Below are 19,136 nucleotides of genomic sequence, written 5' to 3' on the forward strand. Positions count from 1 at the left end.
CCTAACGTCTACTCAACCGGGGTAGACCGAGCGTCCTGAATCGCCTTGCGGCGGGCCAGCCGGTGCTCCCGCCGGATGATCGCCTCACGGAACCGGCGCTCGTCGACCGGCGACTCGGGCAACACGGGCGGGATCGCCCGCGGATGCCCGGAGACGTCCACCCCGACGAAGACCAGGTACGCGGTGGCCACCTTGAGCGGCTCGCCGCCGGCGGTGTCCCAGCGCTCGGCGGTCAGCTTGACGCCGACCTCCATCGACGTGCTTCCGGTCCAGTTCACCTGCGCGTACGCGTGCACGAGGTCGCCGACCCGCACCGGCTCCATGAACAGGATCTCGTCGATCGCGGCGGTGACCGCGGTGCCGCCGCTGTGCCGAGCCGCGGCCGCGCCGGCGACGTCGTCGACGAACTTCATCAGGACTCCGCCGTGCACCGTGCCGTACAGATTCACGTCGGTGGCGATCATTATTCGGCTGAGGGTGACCCGCGAGTGCGAGGTCAGCCGTCCCACGGGATGGTCACTCATGGCCGCTACGTTACGGCGGCCCTTTCTGAGCATTGCCGCAGGCGGGTACGGTGCCGGGCGTGCGCCATCTACGGTCGATCATTTATGCCCTCGTGCTCGCCCCCGCGATCTGGATCTTGTGCGGCGTCGGCTTCGACCAAGACCTGACGGGCCGGGCGCGCGACAACGGCGGCATCGAGTCGCTCTCCGGCGTGCTGCTGCTCCTGCTCGCGGGCGCGGCGTACGCGATCCTGCTCTTCGCCCCGATCTCCCCCGCCGGCCCGGCGCTGGCGGGCCTCGTCTTCGCGACCGTCGGCGCCTGGGCCCGGATAGCGCCCGACTCCTACGCGGCCGTCTGGCCGGCGAACGTGGCCAAGGAGGGCTTCGACGTCAGCACGCCCGGGTACGGGCTGGCGGTGCTGCTGGCCGTGCCGCTGCTGTGCACGGCGCTGAGCGCGCGGCGGTGGCGGGCATACGAGCCGCCGCAGATCCTGCTGATCGGCACGATCGGCGGCGCGCGCGGCGCGGCCCGGGTGGCGGGGACCCCGATGGCCGCGGAAGCGACGTCGGTGATCCCCCAGCAGCGCCAGGCGCCCCGGATGCCACCACCGCCGCGGTCCTGGGCACCGCCGGCGGACGCCACTCAGGTCGTCGTGCCCGCCGAGCCGACGACCCTGCTGTCGCCGGCCCGGCCCGTCGCGGTGGACGACGACGAGGAGAAGACCACGGTCATGCGGCTCGGCGCCCCGCCGTCGGAGGAGACGACCACACTGCTCCGGACCGGCGACGAGCCGACCGAGATTGTCGCCGAGGCCGACGAGCCGACCGAGGTCGTCGCCGAGGCCGGCTCGGACGACGTCACGCACGACGTCGCGGGCGCGGCGGCCGAGCCGGACGGCGAGGCGACCACCCGGCTGGTGGTTCCGGTTCCGGCCGGCGCCGATTCCGGGGAGCAGACGCAGGTGCTGCGGGCGCCCGCCGCCGCGGACGGCGACTCGACGCAGGTGCTGCGGGTGCCCGCGCCGCACGCGGACAGCGCCGATGCCGGCGAGCGGACGCAGGTGATCCGGGCCGGCACCGTCGCTCCGCCCGAGGACCGCACCGAGCTGCTGACGCTGCCGGCGCCGGGCGAGGCCACCGTCGTGAGCCCGCCCGGTGAGAAGACCGAGGAGACCACCAAGCCGATGTCGATCGCCGGCACCGAACGGCCCGATCCCGGCGCGGACCCGACGACCCAGCTGGGTGTGCCGGCGCCGGACCCGACCGGCCCCACTCAGGACCGCCGCGCGATGACCGTGACCAACCTCGAACGCCCCGCCGACGAGGCCGCCGACGACACCCGCCCAACACCCCTACCCACCCCAGACAAGCCCTGACCGTCCAGGCACGCACCACGGACCCTGGCAGCGCCGCAGCATCGCCGTTGGATCAACCGCCTCAGCCTGATGGCGGCTGAAGCTCGCCCTGCCAGAGTCGGAAACGCTCACGCATCGTCGCAATCTGAGCGGGTTCGAGTCCGTAGTCGAGGAGGTCCTGATCGTCGAAGCGACCGATCATGCCGAGCATCTGTGCGAAGAACTGCCTGTCGAAGCCGGCGTCAGCATTCGAGGCCAGTGCGCAGAGCTGTTCCGAGGTATAGCGGCCGCGGGTTATGGCGGCATCGAGGTCGATGAAGTCCCGCGCCGCAGCGCGGTTGTAAAGGGCGTCCATCTTGCCCGCCATCACATCGTCGGGATGCAGGACCGGACCGATTTGCATCTCAACGGGTGGTTGGGCGCGCCAGTTTGCAACGAGTTCAACCCGGTGCTGTTGATCCGGGGCGGCGGCTTGACTGAGGTGCAGCCGGACGAAGGTCTCCAAACGGAGGTCGACCATGATGACGTCGAATCCTTCGCCTTCGTAGGCGGCGATGACCGCGTCAACGGCGGTAGGAAGTCAGCGCGACGCTGCCAGTCAGCGAAGAGGTCGACGTCTTCACTCGGTCTGTCGATGATGCCGTGCGCCGCGACGGCGTGCCCGCCGGCCAACGCGAAACCGAACGGACCACCCGCGCGCAGACCGATCTCGGCGATAAGACGGTGCAGGGGCTCCGCCTCGTGAGGCACTACGCGGCTGCTCGGCGGGCTTCGGCAAGCACCGGATGCTGCGCCTCCCAGGCAAGTCGCACCTGCGGAGGAAGGACCAACCCAGCCCACAGCCGCAGCAGCGTCGGTCCGTCCAGCCAGAGATGCAGATCCTCGCTGGTCGTCGCTTCACGCAGGACGGTCTCATACATGCTGGCTAGCCGGCGCGGATTCTCGAGGTCATATCGTGCACGCCCGGACCAATCGAGTCGCTGGCTGAGCACAACCTGGCCGGTGACCGGCCCATGCAGATCATCAAGCCGCTCGCTGACGACATACGGCCGCTGATCCGCATACCGCGACCCGCGCGGCGCGCCTCGCCCAGGCTCGGTCAGCTCGCCCACAACCCCGCTACCCTTCATCCGCGTGCCCGGCAAACGGTCAGGATCCGACCCAGAGTCTATCGCCGGCGCCGGATGCTGCGCCTCCCAGGCAAGTCGCACCTGCGGAGGGAGGACCGGACTGACCCACAGCCGCAGGAGCGCGGTCCGTCCAGCCAGAGATGAAGACCTCGCTGGTCGTCGCTTCGCGCAGACTAGCCACCGCGTCAGCTACTTACGCGCCGTCGACGTGACACCCCGAGCGGTGCTGACCACCTGGGGATCAGCACCGCTCTGACCTGCCAATACGCCTCCGGCTCAGCCCTTGAGGAGCTGACGTGCCATGACGATTCGCTGGACCTGGTTGGTGCCCTCGTAGATCTGGGTGATCTTGGCGTCGCGCATCATTCGCTCGACCGGGTAGTCGCGGGTGTAGCCGTAGCCGCCGAGCAGCTGGACCGCGTCCGTGGTGATCTCCATGGCGGCGTCCGAGGCGAAGCACTTCGCGGCCGCGCCGAAGTAGGTCAGGTCCGCGTCGCCGCGCTCGCTCTTGCCCGCCGCCACGTAGGTCAGCTGCCGGGCGGCCTCGAGCTTCATGCCCATGTCGGCGAGCATGAACTGCACGCCCTGGAAGTCCGCGACCGGCTTGCCGAACTGCGTGCGCTCCTTGACGTAGCCCTTGGCGAAGTCGAGCGCGCCCTGCGCGATGCCCAGCGCCTGCGCCGCGATCGTCACGCGGGTGTGGTCCAGGGTCTTCATGGCGGTGGCGAAGCCGGTGCCCTCGGCTCCGATCATCCGGTCCAGCGGGATGCGGACGTTGTCGAAGTAGACCTCGCAGGTCGGGCTGCCCTTGATGCCCAGCTTCTTCTCCGGCGCGCCGAAGCTGACGCCGCCGTCGGACTTCTCGACGACGAACGCCGAGATGCCGCGCGAGCGGGCGCCCGGGTCGGTGACGGCGAAGACCGTGTAGTACTCCGAGACGCCGGCGTTGGTGATCCAGCGCTTGACGCCGTTGAGCACCCAGTAGTCGCCCTCGCGGACCGCGCGGGTGGTCATCGAGCCCGCGTCGCTGCCGGCTTCCGGCTCCGACAGGCAGTACGAGAACATCGCGTCGCCCGCCGCGACCGGCGTGAGGTAGCGCTCCTTGATCTCCGGGGAGCCGGACAGGAGCAGCGGCATCGTGCCGAGCTTGTTGACCGCCGGGATCAGCGACGAGCTGGCGCAGGCGCGGGCGACCTCCTCGATCACGATGGCGGTGGCCAGCGCGTCCGCGCCGGCGCCGCCGTACTCGGCGGGGATGTGCGGCGCGTGGAAGTCGGAGGAGCGCAGGGCGTCGTAGGACGCCTTCGGGAACTCGGCGTTCTCGTCCGCCTCGGCCGCGTTCGGCGCCACGCGCGCGTCGCAGACCTCGCGTACGGCCGCACGGATGGTCTCGTGGTCCTCCGGCAGCTGGTAAACGTCGAAATCAGACATGGCTGTGGCCCTTCCTCTACGGCTCCCCGTCCCATGTTACCGACGCGTAGGGTACGCGCACTATCCTTCGCCGCGGACGGTGGACGGATCGAGCGTGCACCGCCATGAGAAGGTGAATGCCACGTTTCGGCGCAGGCACCCCCTCCGGCGCCCCCTGTGAGTGGAGTTTCTCCTCGTGACCATCCCGTACCCGACCCATCAGAGCGTGCCGGCCTTCCCCGAGGTCGAGCCGCCGTCCGGCGCCGCCCGGCCCCGCCTGGCCTTTCTCGGCACGGGTTACCTCGGCGCGACGTACGCCATCTGCTTCGCCGAGCTCGGCTACGAGGTGCTCGGGTTCGACGTCGACGAGGCGAAGATCGCCAAGCTGGCCGCCGGGCAGATGCCGTTCCACGAGGCCGGGCTCGACGACCTGCTGCGGTCCAACCTCGCCGCGGGCCGGTTGCGCTTCACCACCTCGTACGAGGAGGTCGCGGACTTCGCCGACGTGCACTTCATCTGCGTCGGAACGCCCCAGCGGGCGGACGGGATGGGCGCCGATCTCTCGTACGTTGAGACGTCCGTCACAAAGCTCGCCCGGCACCTCACCCGCCGCGCCCTGATCGTCGGCAAGTCGACCGTCCCGGTCGGCACCGCCGAGTGGATCGAGCAGCTCGTCGCCAAGCACACCGACCCCGAGCTGGGCATCGAGGTGGCCTGGTCGCCGGAGTTCCTGCAGGAGGGCTTCGCCGTCGAGGACGTGCTGCGGCCCAACCGGATCGTGGTCGGCGTGAAGTCCGACTGGGCCAACGGCATGCTGTACGCCGCGCACAAGGGCGTCTTCGACCTGGCCGCCACCGAGGACCGCGAGGTGCCGCTGGTGGTCACCGACTTCGCGACCGCCGAGCTGGTCAAGGTCGCCGCGAACGCGTTCCTCGCCACCAAGATCAGCTTCATCAACGCCATGGCCGAGGTGTGCGAGGTGGCCGGCGGCGACGTCACCCAGCTGGCCCGGGCGATCGGCTACGACCCGCGGATCGGCAACCGCTTCCTGCAGGCCGGCGTCGGCTTCGGCGGCGGCTGCCTGCCCAAGGACATCCGCGCCTTCCAGGCCCGCGCGCAGGAGCTCGGCGCCGGCGAGGCGCTGCGCTTCCTGCACGAGGTCGACCTGATCAACCTGCGCCGCCGCAGCAAGGTCCTCCAGCTCGCCGCCGAGCTGCTCGGCCGCCGCTCCGGCCCGGCCGGGCCGGACCTTTCCGGCACCCGGATCGCGGTGCTCGGCGCCGCCTTCAAGCCCAACTCCGATGACGTACGCGACGCGCCGTCGCTGGCCGTCGCGGCCGGGCTCGCCAAGGCCGGCGCGGACGTCCGGGTGTACGACCCGCAGGGCATGGAGAACGCCCGCGCCGCCCAGCCGGGCCTGCACTACGAGAGCTCGATGTCCGACGCGGTCACCGGCGCCGAGCTGGTCTGCGTGCTCACCGAGTGGGCCGAGTTCCGCAACGCCGACCCGCAGGTGCTCGGCGAGCTGGTCGCCGAGCGGCGCGTCATCGACGGCCGGAACTGTCTCGACTCCGTGCTCTGGGCGCGGGCCGGCTGGCAGTACCGCGGCATGGGGCGGCCGGCACCGGCACTCTGACGGCGTATTGACACGGCCTCCGGCCGCGAACCTGTCGGGTTCGCGGCCGTTTCCATTGATCTCGACCTGCCTGAGACTGTTCTAATGAGGTGTCGGTTGCTTCGCATGTGACGGGTCGAGGAGGTGCCGTGGCGCAGGACGGCTACGACGAGGAGCTCGCTCGCATCGACGCGTCGATCGCGGACCTGAAGATCCGGGACATGGCCGCGGCCAAGGAACGGACCCAGATCGCCGGCAAGATCCAGGCGGCGCAGTTCCAGCGCGACATCCTGGCCCACGCCAACCAGCAGAAGAAGCGGGCCGCCAAGACCGCCCGCAAGGTCCGCCGCCGGCCCGGCGAGGCGACGGGTGCGACGGGCGCGCCGGGCTGGTCCGAGCCGGGCACCCCGCGCACCGGCCCGCCCGGCGAGGCGACCGACGGCGTGACCACGCTGGTCGACGACCCACCGCCGACCGAGCGCCCGGCCCTGCCACCGCCGCCGCCGCCGCGCCGCCGCCCCCGGGTCGCGCCGCTCGCGCCCGAGCCGGACCTTCATGTGGCGCACGGGCCCGAGACCTCCTCACAGTCGGTGCAGAACATCCTGCTCGGCCTCAGCGCCCTCGTGCTCGGCGTCGCCGCCATCGTCTTCGCCGGCGCCACCAGCAACACGTTCGGCCGGGTGTTCATCCTCGCCATCGCGACCGCGGCCGCGCTCGGGCTCGCGCCCGCGATCTCGCGCCGCGGGCTGACCTCGACCGCGGAGACGCTGGCCGCGGTCGGCCTCGTGCTGCTGCCGATGACCCTGTTCGCGCTGCGCGGCGGCAGCCTGTTCGGCGGCGCCGCGATACCGGCGACGGTGTTCCTCGGCGTGACGCTGCTGATCACCGCCGTGGTGTCGTTCCTCTACGCGGGCGTCACCCGGCTCGCCGCGCCCCGCTACGCCACCGTGGTCGCCGTGCAGCCGGTCGCGCCGCTGCTGGCGTACCCGGCGATTGAGAGCGCGGCCGGCTGGGCGCTGGCGCTGACCGCGGTCGCGCTGATCGACCTGCTGCTGCTCACCACGGTGATCCGCCACGGCCGGCTGGTGCCGCGCTGGCCGTTCGGCCGGCCCGTCCCGGCCGACCGCGAGACCCTCGCCGCGGCCGACGCGCGGCGCGCCGGCGCGGCGGACTACGCCGCCCGGGACGCCGACCCGGCCGACCCGGCCGCCTACGAGGACGCGCCGCCGCGGCCCGAGTCGCTGCCGGAAGAGCCCGACCTGATCATCGACGGGCTGAGCGGCCGCCGCCGCTGGCGGTGGCTGCCGACCAGGATCTTCCCCGGGCCCCGGCCCGCCGGGGCCGCGGCCGCCGGCTCCGTGCCGCTCGCCCCGCCCGCCACGCCGCCGTCGGCGGGCCTGCTGCGCGGCCTGACGTTCGGCCTGCTCTGCGTCGCCGCCGCGGGCGCGCTCGTCTACGCGGGCGCCGCCCTGCTCACCGCGGACGCCCTGCCGGACGCGGTGCGCTCCGGCCTGATCCTGGTGCTGGCGGCGCTGACCATCTCGGCCGCCGCCCGCCTGGTGCAGCGGATCCTCGCCCGCAACATCGCGGGCGGCGTGCTGGCGCTGGCCGTGATCGCCGCCGTCGCCCGGATCGCCACCGTCGCGTCGCCGGCCTGGACCCTGGCCGCGGCCGCCGCGGCGGTCGCGGTCACCGGCGCCGTGGTCCGCACGGTGCCCGAGGAGGTCCGCCGCGGACCGCAGTACGCCTCGGCCGGCGCGCTCACGCTGATCGGCCTCTTCGTCGCGGTCGACGTCCTGCGCGCGGCGATCGCACCGGTGGAGGCCGCCCGGCCGGTCTGGAACGCCGACACCGCGGCCTATGCCGGGCGCATCGCGGAGGCCGCGGGCCAGTCCGGCTGGCTGCTGGCCCTGAGCGCCCTGCTGCTGACCGTCGCCGCCGCGCTCGCCCTGCCCGCCGAGTACCGGCACGAGGGCGCCGTCACCGGCGTCGCGCTGACCGCCCTCGCCGTGCCGGCGTCGCTGGGCATGCCCTGGTCGGAGGCGCCCTGGCCGCTGGTGCTCGCCGCGATCGGCCTCGGCGGCACAGGCCTGCTCGCGCCGACCCGCCGGATCGCCATCGCGCACATCGCGGCCGCCGGGGTGGTCGGCCTCTTCGGCGCGGGCGCCGCGCTGAGCGCGTCGTGGCTCACCGCCGCGGTGCTGACCGCGATCGCCGGCGCGGGCGTGATGGTCGCGGTCGCGGCCCGCCAGATTCCGGTACGCCTGTACGCCTGGCTGGTCGGCGACTGGGCCGCCGGCGCGGCCGCGCTGGCGATACCGGGTGCCGTGGTGACCGCCGTGCTGGCGACCAAGGACCCCGGCGGCGGCCCGCCGCCCACCGAGGCGGTGACCGTACCCGCGCTGGCGCTGGGCTTCCTGGCCGTGGCGGGCACGCTCACCTACGCCGCGGTGTTCCAGGTGGCCCGCCGCGAGATCAGCCTGCCGATGACCGGCGGTGCCGCCGGCGGCGCCGCCGCGATGGCGATCGCCGCGCTGTTCGCGCCCGGCGCCACCGCGCCCGACGTCTGGGTCGGCGCGCTGCTGCTGGCCGCCGCGGGCCTGCTGTTCTTCGCCAAGTCGATCGACTCCGGCCGGCGCGCCGACCGGATGGTGGACGGCCCCGACATCGCCGCCGCCGCGGCCACCGTCGCCGTCTGCGGGGCGCTGGCCCGGGTCGCCGCGCTGGCCTTCCCCGACTCGCCGCTCGCGGTCGCCGCGATCGTCGTGCTGATCGTGGCGTTCGGCGTCCGCGCGCTGCCCGAGGAGTGGAGCCGCGGGCCGGTGCGCGGCCTGGGCGCCGCGGGCCTGGTCGTCCTGGTGATCGCCGGCTGGCAGGCGATCGGCGGCGGGCTGCGCATCATCGCGGCGCCGGGCCCGATCTGGGCCTCCGACGTCACCGCGTACTCCACCACCCCGCCGGACGGCGCCTGGCAGGCTCCGGTCGCGCTGGTGATCATCGCGCTGGCGGCCGCCGTCGCGCTGCCGCGCCCGACCCGTTACGACGTCGAGGCGGTCTGCGCCGCCCTGGCCACGATCGGCGCGCCGGCCGCGTTCGGCCTGCCCTGGTGGTCGCCGCTGCTGATCGGCGGCGCGGTCACCCTCGGGTACGGGATCGCCGCGGTCGCCGCGACCGACCCGCGCGCCGCGCTCACCCGGGCCGGGGTCGCCGCGGTCGTCGCGCTGCACGCCGTCGGCGCGGGCCTGGTCCGGCCCTGGTCGACGGCGATCGCGCTCGGCCTGATCATGTTCGCCGGCGTCCTGGTGGCCTGGATGTCGCGGGCCGACCTGTCGCCGGGGGCGCGCAGCGAGTGGGCCGAGACCGCGAACCGCGACGAGGTGGTCAACCTCGCCCTCGACGACACCGGCATGCCCCGGCACCGGGCCCAGATCGGCGGCGCCGCCACCGCGGGCGCGCTGCTCGCGGCCCCCGGCGTGCTCGCCGCCATCGCGGCCGACCAGGGCAACTCGGCGCAGGTGGTGCTCACCGCGGCGCTCGCCGGCTCCAGCCTCATGCTGGCCCTGCTGGCGCTCGTGGCCCGCTGGGTGCCGCAGTACCTGCCCTGGGCCACGATCGGGCTGGTCGGCGGCGCCACGATCACGGCGCTTGCCTCGGTGCCGAGCGACTACCCCACCGCCCTGTACGCGGCGACCGCGGCCCTGCTCGGCGTCCTCGCGGAGCTGCTGCGCGGCTCCATCCCGGCGCCGGGGCTCACCGTCGCGCCGAACCGCCGCCGCAGCGAGCGCGGCTACGTGCGCCCCCGCTGGACCGAGATGCGGCCGAGCGGGCTGCGCGGCCGCTGGCTGGTCGACCCGGCGACCGGCGCGGTGCTCGTCGCAGCCCTGCCGACAGTCCTGGCGCTCATCTCCATCGCGCCGGCGCTGCGTGCCGCCCTCTTCGACCCGCTGGCGCAGCTCGGCGCGATCTGGGAGGGTCCGGTCGCCGCGCTGGCCAACCCCGACCCCGGCAGCGTCGACGGCACCAGCGTGCTCGCCGCGGTGCTGCTGACCATCGCCGCGGCGCTCGCCGCCCTCGGCTTCGGCGCCAAGCCCGCCGAGGCCGTACCGGTGATCCTGCCCGGCCTCGCGGTCACCCTGCTGATCGCGCCGATCGCCCTGAACGCGCAGTGGCCGGCCTCGACCTCCACGGCGCTGGTGGTCTTCACCATCTCGATGCTGGGGCTGGCGCTGACCCCGCCGCCGGTCGCCACCCGGGCCACCCTGCTGCGCACGACCCGCAACATCGTCTTCGTGATCGGCCTGCTCGCGGGCGGCGCCGGGCTGGCCGGCAGCCTCGCCACCCAGCAGCTCACCCTCTTCACGCTGGGCTCGGCGATCGGCGTCGGCCTGGTGGGTGCGCTGGTCGGCCGCAGCCAGCACGCCCGCATCCTCGGCTGGCTCTTCGCCGCGGTGATGGGCCAGTTCTTCGTGCTGACGGTCGCGCTGGTCGCCGGGCTGGCCCCGGAGTGGGCCGCGTTCGGGGTGCTGGCGGTCGGCGCGGTGCTACTGGTGCTCGAGGCCGCCCTGCCGCGGCTCGGCCTGCCCGAGTACCGCCGCGAGGCCACCACCGTCGAGTGGAGCGGCTACGCGTCGGCCCTGCTCGCCGGCGCGCTCGCCTACAACTCCCCGGCTCACCTCGCGGCGCTGCTGGCCGCGTGGGGCGCGGTGCTCGGCCTCGCCGCGATCCGCCCGGGCCGCACCCCGAACCAGCGTCGCAACCTGTTCTGGCTCTCCGTCGGCTTCGAGATCATCGGCATCTGGCTGTTCATCGCGATCGCCGAGGTGGCCCTGCCGGAGGCGTACACGCTGCCCTTCGCGGCCCTCGCCCTGCTCGTCGGCATCCTGGAGTCCCGCCAGCGCCCGGACCTGAGCAGCTGGGCGGCGTACGGGCCGGCGCTGCTGGCGGCGTTCGTGCCGACGATCGGAATCGTGATCGCCACGGACGCCGGCGACCTGCGCGAACTGCTCCTGCTGCTCGGCGCGGTGGCCACCCTGATCATCGGCTCCCGCCAGCGCCAGCAGGCCCCGGTAGTGGTCGGCGCAGTCGCCACGGCAATCGCGACAATCCACTTCGCAGCGACCCTGGTCGGCCCCTGGCTGATCCTGGTCCCGGTCGGCGTGATCCTGCTCTTCCTGGGCGCCACCAACGAGAACCGCCGCCGCACCCAGGAGCGCGTCCGCGGCGCCCTGGTCAGCATGCGCTAGCCAAGCGACGGGTGCACCCAGGCGGCGTGACGCGAACGCCCGCCACCTCGACGTACGGCAATCGCTGGATCTGGCTGACCACCGGCCGCAGCCTGCTGGTGCCGCCACCCGCGAAGACCGCATCCGTCATCCAGACAGAGCCGACAAGGAAAGGCACACATTGATGAAGCGCCCCCCGGCGTGGCTCGTTACCGGCGTCGTTGTTTCTGTGGCCGTTGCCGTTGCGTTCGCGGCGATCCTTGTGGTTCCAATCTGGCTACACCCGCCCCTCTCCGACTCCGACCTCAGCGCGATCACCGATGCCGAGAAGCGGGTAGTCCTTCAACAAGCCCAAGCACAGCTTCAGAACGCGACCCGGGCGACGCTGTTGCAAGCATTCGCCGGTCTGATTCTCGTCGCGGGCGCGTTGGCGACCTGGCGGCAGGTGAACATCAGCCGCCATGGGCAGATCACCGAACGAATCACCAAGGCAGTAGACCAGCTCGCCGGGGCGAGAATGGACGCTCGGATCGGCGGCGTCTTCGCACTGGAGCGGGTGGCCAAGAACTCGGTCGAGGACCGGAACACCATCACGGCGATCATCAGCGCGTTCATCCGTACTCAAGCGCCGTGGACAGCCGCCAACCCCACAAGCCATCAGCACGAACCCGTTCCTGCCAACGAAGGCCCGCCGTGGCCCGGGACGCGCGGCGGTGACGTCCAGATCGCGCTCTACGCCATCGCCCGGCGGCCGCAGCCGCACAAGACCTGGGATCCCTTCCTGTCCTTCAGCGACCTGAGCCATGCACGCATGGGCAACCGAGACTGGCGCGGGCTCGTCTGCCAATACACCAACCTGACCCACGCCTGGATGCCCAACGCTCGCCTCGACGACGCGTACCTCAACGGCACCGACTTCCGCAACGCCCACATGGTGGGCACGAGCCTGACCAACGCCAAACTCAACGACGCTCACCTCGCAGGCGCAGACCTTCGAAACGCCGACTTCAGCGGTGCCGACCTCAGCGGCGCCTGCCTCGACGATGCCGACCTCACCGGCGCCCGGTGGAACCAGCACACCAAGTGGCCAGAAGGTTTCGCACCACCGGGAAACCCGCGCCGCGACCCAACCCCGCCCGGTGTACATGAATCACCCCAGCACGTATTGCTGCAACGGGAGCCACGCTCCAGTTCCTAACCCCGGGGCCACGGCTACCCCGCTGGTCATCGACGCAGCGGACAACTCGGCCGCGTCGCCCTCCGGAGGCGATAGCGCAGGTTCGACTCCCCCCGGGGGTAAACGTTCGCTTGTAATTGCCTGAGCAGCCAGCCGTCCGGTGCGGCAGGATCTCGCCATGGATCCGCTGGGTGTTGCCCGTGAACTTGTCGCCGGCCGCTTTCCGGATGCCGCCTGGGCGGTGCTCACCGGCAGCGTGGTCGGACCGCACCGTACCGCCGGGTCCGATCTGGACATCGTGGTGCTCAACGAGGCGGGCCCGGGATTCCGGGAGAGCCTGCACTTCCGCGGCTGGCCGGTGGAGCTGTTCGTGCACACCCCCGAACGCCTGGCCGGGTTCCTGGAGCGCGAGCTGGCCGCCCGCAAGCCGAGCACGCACCGAATGCTGGCCCACGGCGTGCCGCTGGTCGGCGACCCGGGCGAGCTCGCGGCCCGCTGCGCCCGCGTGCTCGCCGACGGGCCGCCGCCGCTGACCCCGGCCGAGCGGGACCGGCTCCGGTACGGCCTCACCGACCTGCTCGACGATCACCGGCACGCCACCGATCCGGGCGAACGGTCCGTGATCGCCGCGACGCTCTGGTTCGAGGCCGGGCGGGCCGCGCTGGCGTTCGCCGGCAGGTGGCTCAGCTCAGGTAAGTGGCTGTTGCGGGAGCTCAGGGAGCTGGATCCGGCGTTCGCCGCGCGCTGGCTGGCCGCCCGCGACGAGCCGGCGGCGCTCGCCGTCGAGGTCCTCGCCCGCGCCGGCGGACCACTGTTCGACGGCTATCGGGCCTGAGCTAAGCGGAATCTCACGACGAGCCGCAACCGACTCGTCCTTTTGGTCGATCTCATGCCCTTCGATGGGAACGTAGGCTGCGACCACTGTATTGATCATGGGGGAACCAATATGCGTAAGTTGCAGGCCGCGCTTGCGGCCTCGGTCCTTTGTGGATCGTCCATCCTGGCCCTCGGCGCGACCACCGGTGCCGCGCTGGCCGATTCCCAGGTCGACCTCTCGATCGCCTCGTTCGGCGACGTCGTCGTCGACGGCGTGCACAAGCGGGTCTTCATCAGCGACCCGACCGGCGGGAAGATCGTCGCCACCGACTACCGGGGCGTCGTGGTCGGCGAGTTGACCGGCATGGGGCGGGTGGACGGCCTCGCCCTCTCCGCCGACTCCAGCGAGCTGTACGCCGCGCTGGGTAGCGGGCACGCCATCGCGGCCGTCGCCACGGACACGGTGCGGGAGACCGCCCGCTACCCGGTGGGCGACCGGTACCCGTACTCCGTCGCGCCCGCCGGCGGCAAGCTGTGGTTCGGCTTCATGGAGGGCGACAACGGCAACTTCGGCTCGGTCGACCCTGCCGACGGGACCGTGCACCTGCCCGACAGCCTGACCGCCGAACGGCTCCAGGCCGACCCGTTCGTCCACGCCAGCGCCGCCGCGCCCGGCACGCTCGTGGTGTCCGACCGCGACTCCGCCGACTTCTGGGTGTACGACGTCTCGTCCGGCACGGAGGGCGAGGCCCGGCGGGCCGACGGTACCGGGCGCAAGGTGCGGGAGTCGGCCTTCACCGCCGACGGCAGTCACCTGGTCCGGGCCGCCGACGGAACCGAGTCGCAGGTTCGGATCAGCGACCTGGCGACCACGGTGACCTATCCGGCGCTTACCCGGGCCAACGGCGTCGACGTCAACACCGACGGCCGGATCGCGATCTCGGTGGCGAATCAGGCGACCGGGGACGACGTCTACGTCTTCGAGGGCGAGCAGACCTCCGCCGCGCAGACGATTCGCCTGCCCGAGGCCGGTGGCCTGCCCGACGGCTCGGGCGAGCCGCCCCGCGACGGTATCCAGGACCGGGGCATCGCCTGGGAGCCGGCCGGCCCGCGGCTGTTCGCGGTCGCCAGGTACCGGGGCGAGTTCCGGCTCTGGGTGCTGAACGACCCGGCGCCGACGCCGGCGCCGACGCCGGCGCCGGCGCTGACGGTGAGCGCGCCGGCCGCCGCCGACCGCGCGCAGCCGCTGACCGTCAGCGGCACCAGCTCGCTCCCGGCCGGCACCGAGATCGTCGTGAGCCGCACCGACCTGGAGTCCGCCAAGGCCCGGGTGTGCACCGCGGTGACCGACGCCGCCGGCGGGTACGGCTGCACCGACACGCCGAACGCCGGTGGTGAGGTCGTCTACACGGCCGCGTTCGCCGGGGACGAGCGGTACGGCGCCGCCTCGGCCAAGACCACCGTCACGGTTTCCCGGAAGGCGCCCGTGCTGACCCTGAACCGCGACGGCGCGGTCTTCGCGTACGGCAGCACGGTCGCCTTCACCGCACAGCTGGGCGCCACCCACACCAACCGGACCGTGGAGATCTGGGCCGACCCGTACGGCGACAAGCCGAACCGGCTGATCAAGTCGGCGGCCGTCAACGACGCGGGCAAGATCACCGCCCGCATCCCGCTGACCCGCAACACCACGGTGACCGCCAAGTTCGCCGGCGACGCGCGGTACGCGCCGGCCACGGCGACCTCCGACGTCCGCACCCGGGTCGCGATCAGCACGACCGTCTCGGAGCACTACCTGACCGGCATGATCGAGTCGACGGAGTACCACTACTTCCACCGGGACACGACGCCGCAGTTCACAACCACGATGACCGCGTACCCCGGCCGCAGGCAGAAGCTCGTCGTCCAGTTCCACGCCGACGGCGAGTGGCGCGCCTGGAGCTCGCGGTTCGTCGCGGTCGACGCCGACGGCACGTCGGTGGCCAAGCTGACCGGCGCACACCCGCGCGACGTCCGCTTCCGGGTCCGCTCCGTGTACGTCACGGGCGACTCCGGCGACAGCGCCAACCAGACGACCTACGGCGCGTGGCAGTACTTCACCTTCCAGGAGGTTTAGTCCCGCGCAGGGCCCGCTTGACTAACCGGCATCGGGTAGCAGGCGGGCCCTTAGCGCCGCGTCCTTGTCCGCGACGACCTGCTCGAGGCCGGCCTGGAAGGCCTGCATCCGCTTGAGCAGCACCGGGTCCGAGGCGGCCAGGATGCGGACGGCCAGCAGGCCCGCGTTGCGCGCGCCGCCGATCGAGACCGTCGCCACCGGAACTCCGGCCGGCATCTGCACGATCGACAGCAGCGAGTCCATGCCGTCCAGGTACTTCAGCGGCACCGGCACGCCGATGACCGGCAGCGGCGTCATCGAGGCGACCATGCCCGGCAGGTGTGCCGCGCCGCCCGCGCCGGTGATGATGACCTTGAGGCCGCGGTCGGCCGCGGACGTCGCGTAGTCGACCATCTTCCGGACCGTGCGATGCGCCGAGACGACGCCGACCTCGAACGGCACCTCGAACTCGGCGAGGGCCTCCGCCGCCGCCTCCATCGTCGGCCAGTCCGAGTCGCTGCCCATGATCACGCCGACTACCGGTGTCATTGTTTGCCCTCCTGCAGCCAGCGGGCGGCGCGCACGGCCCGCGCGCGCACCTGCGCCATGTCGTCACCGAGCACCGTGACGTGCCCGATCTTGCGGCCGGGCCGCACCTGCTTGCCGTAGAGGTGCACGCGGGCGCCCGGATCCGCGGCGAAGAGGTGATGCAGCCGCTCGTCGATGGACATGCCGCCGGGCTCGCCGCCGAGCACGTTGGCCATCACCACGGCGGGCGCGGCCAGCGACGTCTCGCCCATCGGATAGTCGAGGACGGCGCGCAGGTGCTGCTCGAACTGGGACGTGCGGGCGCCCTCGATGGTCCAGTGACCGGAGTTGTGCGGGCGCATGGCCAGCTCGTTGACCACGACGCCGGTGCCGGTGTCGAAGAGCTCGACGGCCAGCAGCCCGACGACGCCGAGCGCGTTGGCCAGGTCGATGGCGAGCTGCTGCGCGCCGACGGCGAGGGCCTCGGGCAGGTCCGGCGCCGGCGCGAGCACCTCGACGCAGATGCCGTCGCGCTGCACGGTCTCGACGACGGGGTAGGCCGCCACCTGCCCGAACGGAGACCGGGCGACCAGCACGGCCAGCTCGCGCCGCAGCGCCACCCGCTCCTCGACGATCAGCTCGGTGCCGGTGGCGACCAGCTCCTCCGCGGCGGCGAGATCGTCGAGCATCCACACGCCGCGGCCGTCGTAGCCGCCGCGCACCGCCTTGGCGACCACCGGCCAGCCGGCCCCGGCGTCGGCGAAGTCGGCGATCTCCCGTGCCGAGCTCACCGGCCGCCAGCGGGGCACCGGGGCGCCGAGCGCGCTCAGCCGTTCGCGCATCTGGCGCTTGTCCTGTGCGTACAGGATCGCGGTCGCGCCGGGGTAGATCTTGACCCCCTCGGCGGCGAGCGCGGCGATGTGCTCGGTCGGCACGTGCTCGTGGTCGAAGGTGACGGCGTCGCAACCCTTGGCGAACTCGCGCAGCGCGGCCAGGTCGGTGTGCGTGCCGATGCGCACGTCTGCGGCGACGAGCGCGGCGCTGTCGTCGGGCGACTCGGAGAGCACGCGCAGCGACTGGCCGAGGGCGATCGCGGCCTGGTGGGTCATCCGGGCCAGCTGGCCTCCGCCCACCATGCCGACTACGGGCAGACCGGTTCGGGTATCCATCTCGCCGCCAGCCTAACGAGCCGCCCACCCTATGCGGACAGGCGGTCCACCAGCTCTGCGACGGAGGTCACCGGGCGGTCGCAGACGAAACCCCGGCAGACGTACGCGGCCGCGGCGCCGTCGATCAGCGGCCGGTCCGCCAGCAGCGGTACGCCCGGGCGGCCCGGCTCCCCCGCCACCACGACCGTCCCCGGCGGCGCGTGCCGGTGCGCGGCCGCGACCAGCGGGTCGCCCGCCGGGTCCGGCGTGACGACGGCGATCTCGTACGGCCCCGCGAGCATCGCCTCCGCCACCGTCGCCGAGTAGCCGGCGAACCGCGGATGGCGCTGGATCAGCGGCCCCGCGGTCTCGAGCGCCGCGTCCGCGGCCTCCCGGTACCGGGTCTCGCCGCTGAGCGCCGCATAGCCGACCAGGCCGGCGCAGAGCGCGGCCAGCCCGGACGGGGTGGCGTTGTCGGTCGGGTCGGCGGGCCGCGCCACCAGCCGCTCCGCGTCGTCCGCCGTGTCGTAGAAGCCGCCGGACCCGGTCGCGAACCGGGTGAGCGCCACGTCGAGCAGCTCGCCCGCCCGGGTCAGCCACCGCCCGTCGCCGGTCAGCTGGTGCACCGCGCAGAACGCCTCGGCCACGCAGCCGTAGTCCTCCAGCACACCGACCGGGGCGCCGACCACGCCGTCGCGGGAGACCCGGCGCAGCCGGCCGTCAACCACGTGCCGCTCCGCCAGCACCGTGGCCAGCTCGACGGCCTCGGCGCCCGAGCCGCCGGTGAGCTGCGCGTACTCCGCCAGCGCGGTGACCGCGAGGCCGTTCCAGGAGGCCACGACCTTGTCGTCGCGGGCCGGCTGCGGGCGTTCGGCGCGCGCGGCCAGCAGCCGGGCCCGGACGTCCCGCCAGCGGGCGACCAGCTCCGGATCGGCGGCGTCGATGTCGCGGGCCAGCACCAGGACGCTGCTGCCGTGCTCGAACGTGCCCTTGGTGGTCACCCGGAACAGGTCGGCCGCCCATTCGCCGTCGGGATCGCCCAGGGCCGCGTTCAGCTGGGCCGGCGTCCACGCGTAGGTCAGCCCCTCGGTGCCGTCGGTGTCGGCGTCCAGGGCCGACGCCAGCCCGCCCGCCGGGGTGGCCAGGTCGCGCAGCAGGAACGCCGCCGTCTCGTCCGCGATGCGCCGGGCGAACGCGTCGCCGGTGAGCCGCCAGAGCTGGGTGTACACCCGCAGCAGCAGGGCGTTGTCGTAGAGCATCTTCTCGAAGTGCGGCACGGTCCAGGTGTTGTCCACCGCGTACCGCGCGAAGCCGCCCGCGAGCTGGTCGTAGAGACCGCCGCGGGCCATCTGCTCCGCCGTGTGCCGGACGATCTCCAGGTCGTTCTCCGCGCCGGTGCGCTGGTGGTGACGCAGCAGGAACAGCAGGTCCATGTGCGGCGGGAACTTCGGGGCGCCGCCGAACCCGCCGTACGCGGAATCGTGCTCCTCGGCGAGCCGGGCCGCCGCGGCGTCGAGCAGCCCCGCGGAGATCGGCGCGGTCGGCGCGCCGACCAGCTGCGCGCCGCCGATCGCCTGCACCACCGCGGCGCCCTGGGTGGTCACCGCCTCGCGCTGGTCGCGCCACGCGGTGACCACGGAAGCCAGCAGGTTCGTGAAGCCGGCCTTCGGAAAGTAGGTGCCGCAGAAGAACGGTTCGCCGTCGGGGGTCGCGAAGACCGTCATCGGCCAGCCGCCCTGGCCGGTCATCGCCTGGGTGGCGGTCATGTAGACGGCGTCGACGTCGGGGCGCTCCTCGCGGTCGACCTTGATGGCGACGAAGCCGTCGTTGACCAGCCGGGCGACCGCCTCGTCCTCGAAGGACTCGTGCGCCATCACGTGGCACCAGTGGCAGGCGGCGTAGCCGACCGAGATCAGCACGGGCACGTCGCGCTTGCGCGCCTCGGCGAACGCCTCGTCGGACCAGGGCCACCAGTCGACGGGGTTGTCCTTGTGCTGCAGGAGGTAGGGCGACGTCGCCCGAGCGAGACGGTTGGCCATGCCTCACCCTCTCACGGCCGCCATGGGTACCCGGCTCGTTGCCACGCTTCGCGGAGACGTGTGCTATATAGGAAGTGACTGGTGTGCTAAATAGGCAC

Annotated in this window: 13 protein-coding genes; 6 read left to right on the plus strand and 7 right to left on the minus strand. The window is 72.9% G+C overall.

Annotation, left to right across the window (positions count from 1 at the left end; all coding sequences use genetic code 11):
• Positions 1-8 precede the first annotated feature (8 nt).
• Positions 9-524, minus strand: coding sequence for an acyl-CoA thioesterase (locus ACIBSW_RS32755; RefSeq protein WP_354721000.1), 516 nt, complete (start codon positions 522-524; stop codon positions 9-11).
• 59 nt (positions 525-583) lie between these two features.
• Between ACIBSW_RS32755 and ACIBSW_RS32760 the strand changes: the two genes are divergently transcribed.
• Entirely contained in the window at positions 584-1,879 is a 1,296-nt protein-coding gene (locus tag ACIBSW_RS32760) for a hypothetical protein (RefSeq protein ID WP_354721002.1), read from the plus strand.
• A 61-nt stretch (positions 1,880-1,940) separates the two neighbouring features.
• Here the strand turns inward: ACIBSW_RS32760 and ACIBSW_RS32765 are convergent, their stop codons facing one another.
• The 3 genes from ACIBSW_RS32765 to ACIBSW_RS32775 all read right to left on the minus strand — a co-directional run bounded on the left by ACIBSW_RS32765 (position 1,941) and on the right by ACIBSW_RS32775 (position 4,419).
• A complete protein-coding gene (locus ACIBSW_RS32765) occupies positions 1,941-2,378 on the minus strand; it encodes a nucleotidyl transferase AbiEii/AbiGii toxin family protein (protein WP_354721004.1) in 438 nt (145 codons plus the stop codon).
• 229 nt (positions 2,379-2,607) lie between these two features.
• On the minus strand, positions 2,608-2,970 hold the full coding sequence (locus tag ACIBSW_RS32770) for a hypothetical protein (protein ID WP_354721006.1): 363 nt from the start codon (positions 2,968-2,970) through the stop codon (positions 2,608-2,610).
• A 294-nt stretch (positions 2,971-3,264) separates the two neighbouring features.
• Complete coding sequence (locus ACIBSW_RS32775; protein WP_354721008.1) at positions 3,265-4,419, minus strand: acyl-CoA dehydrogenase family protein; 1,155 nt, start codon at positions 4,417-4,419, stop codon at positions 3,265-3,267.
• 175 nt (positions 4,420-4,594) lie between these two features.
• Here ACIBSW_RS32775 and ACIBSW_RS32780 point away from each other — a divergent pair, with 175 nt between their 5' ends.
• The 5 genes from ACIBSW_RS32780 (at position 4,595) to ACIBSW_RS32800 (ending at position 15,344) form a co-directional block, all read left to right on the plus strand.
• On the plus strand, positions 4,595-6,034 hold the full coding sequence (locus ACIBSW_RS32780; RefSeq protein WP_354721010.1) for a UDP-glucose/GDP-mannose dehydrogenase family protein: 1,440 nt from the start codon (positions 4,595-4,597) through the stop codon (positions 6,032-6,034).
• A gap of 128 nt (positions 6,035-6,162) precedes the next feature.
• Positions 6,163-11,256 (plus strand): SCO7613 C-terminal domain-containing membrane protein, encoded by a 5,094-nt coding sequence (locus tag ACIBSW_RS32785; RefSeq protein ID WP_354721012.1) that lies wholly within the window; start codon positions 6,163-6,165, stop codon positions 11,254-11,256.
• Between the two features lie 163 nt (positions 11,257-11,419).
• The gene (locus ACIBSW_RS32790) at positions 11,420-12,433 is read left to right on the plus strand and encodes a pentapeptide repeat-containing protein (RefSeq protein ID WP_354721014.1); all 1,014 of its coding nucleotides are present in this window, start codon (positions 11,420-11,422) and stop codon (positions 12,431-12,433) included.
• 157 nt (positions 12,434-12,590) lie between these two features.
• Positions 12,591-13,247 (plus strand): nucleotidyltransferase domain-containing protein, encoded by a 657-nt coding sequence (locus tag ACIBSW_RS32795; protein WP_354721016.1) that lies wholly within the window; start codon positions 12,591-12,593, stop codon positions 13,245-13,247.
• 111 nt (positions 13,248-13,358) lie between these two features.
• Positions 13,359-15,344 (plus strand): hypothetical protein, encoded by a 1,986-nt coding sequence (locus ACIBSW_RS32800; RefSeq protein WP_354721017.1) that lies wholly within the window; start codon positions 13,359-13,361, stop codon positions 15,342-15,344.
• A gap of 21 nt (positions 15,345-15,365) precedes the next feature.
• Here the strand turns inward: ACIBSW_RS32800 and purE are convergent, their stop codons facing one another.
• Genes purE through ACIBSW_RS32815 form a run of 3 tightly spaced genes read right to left on the minus strand, consistent with a single transcriptional unit; the run spans position 15,366 to position 19,038 of the window.
• The gene (gene purE, locus ACIBSW_RS32805) at positions 15,366-15,872 is read right to left on the minus strand and encodes a 5-(carboxyamino)imidazole ribonucleotide mutase (protein WP_354721019.1); all 507 of its coding nucleotides are present in this window, start codon (positions 15,870-15,872) and stop codon (positions 15,366-15,368) included.
• Complete coding sequence (locus tag ACIBSW_RS32810; RefSeq protein WP_354721021.1) at positions 15,869-17,020, minus strand: 5-(carboxyamino)imidazole ribonucleotide synthase; 1,152 nt, start codon at positions 17,018-17,020, stop codon at positions 15,869-15,871. The genes purE and ACIBSW_RS32810 overlap by 4 nt, the downstream gene beginning before the upstream one ends.
• Before the next feature lie 29 nt (positions 17,021-17,049).
• Complete coding sequence (locus ACIBSW_RS32815; protein ID WP_354721023.1) at positions 17,050-19,038, minus strand: thioredoxin domain-containing protein; 1,989 nt, start codon at positions 19,036-19,038, stop codon at positions 17,050-17,052.
• Positions 19,039-19,136: the final 98 nt, after the last annotated feature.

Origin of the sequence: Actinoplanes sp. NPDC049668, assembly GCF_044465445.1 — a bacterium.
In the GTDB taxonomy this organism is placed as follows: Bacteria; Actinomycetota; Actinomycetes; order Mycobacteriales; family Micromonosporaceae; genus Actinoplanes.

Excerpts from the sequence above, each read along its gene's own strand:
- ACIBSW_RS32775 (WP_354721008.1), bottom strand. The coding sequence starts at position 4,419 with ATGTCTGATTTCGACGTTTACCAGCTGCCGGAGGACCACGAGACCATC.
- ACIBSW_RS32815 (WP_354721023.1), bottom strand. The coding sequence starts at position 19,038 with ATGGCCAACCGTCTCGCTCGGGCGACGTCGCCCTACCTCCTGCAGCAC.
- ACIBSW_RS32795 (WP_354721016.1), top strand. The coding sequence starts at position 12,591 with ATGGATCCGCTGGGTGTTGCCCGTGAACTTGTCGCCGGCCGCTTTCCG.
- ACIBSW_RS32765 (WP_354721004.1), bottom strand. The coding sequence starts at position 2,378 with ATGGTCGACCTCCGTTTGGAGACCTTCGTCCGGCTGCACCTCAGTCAA.
- ACIBSW_RS32810 (WP_354721021.1), bottom strand. The coding sequence starts at position 17,020 with ATGGATACCCGAACCGGTCTGCCCGTAGTCGGCATGGTGGGCGGAGGC.
- purE (WP_354721019.1), bottom strand. The coding sequence starts at position 15,872 with ATGACACCGGTAGTCGGCGTGATCATGGGCAGCGACTCGGACTGGCCG.
- ACIBSW_RS32790 (WP_354721014.1), top strand. The coding sequence starts at position 11,420 with ATGAAGCGCCCCCCGGCGTGGCTCGTTACCGGCGTCGTTGTTTCTGTG.
- ACIBSW_RS32800 (WP_354721017.1), top strand. The coding sequence starts at position 13,359 with ATGCGTAAGTTGCAGGCCGCGCTTGCGGCCTCGGTCCTTTGTGGATCG.
- ACIBSW_RS32755 (WP_354721000.1), bottom strand. The coding sequence starts at position 524 with ATGAGTGACCATCCCGTGGGACGGCTGACCTCGCACTCGCGGGTCACC.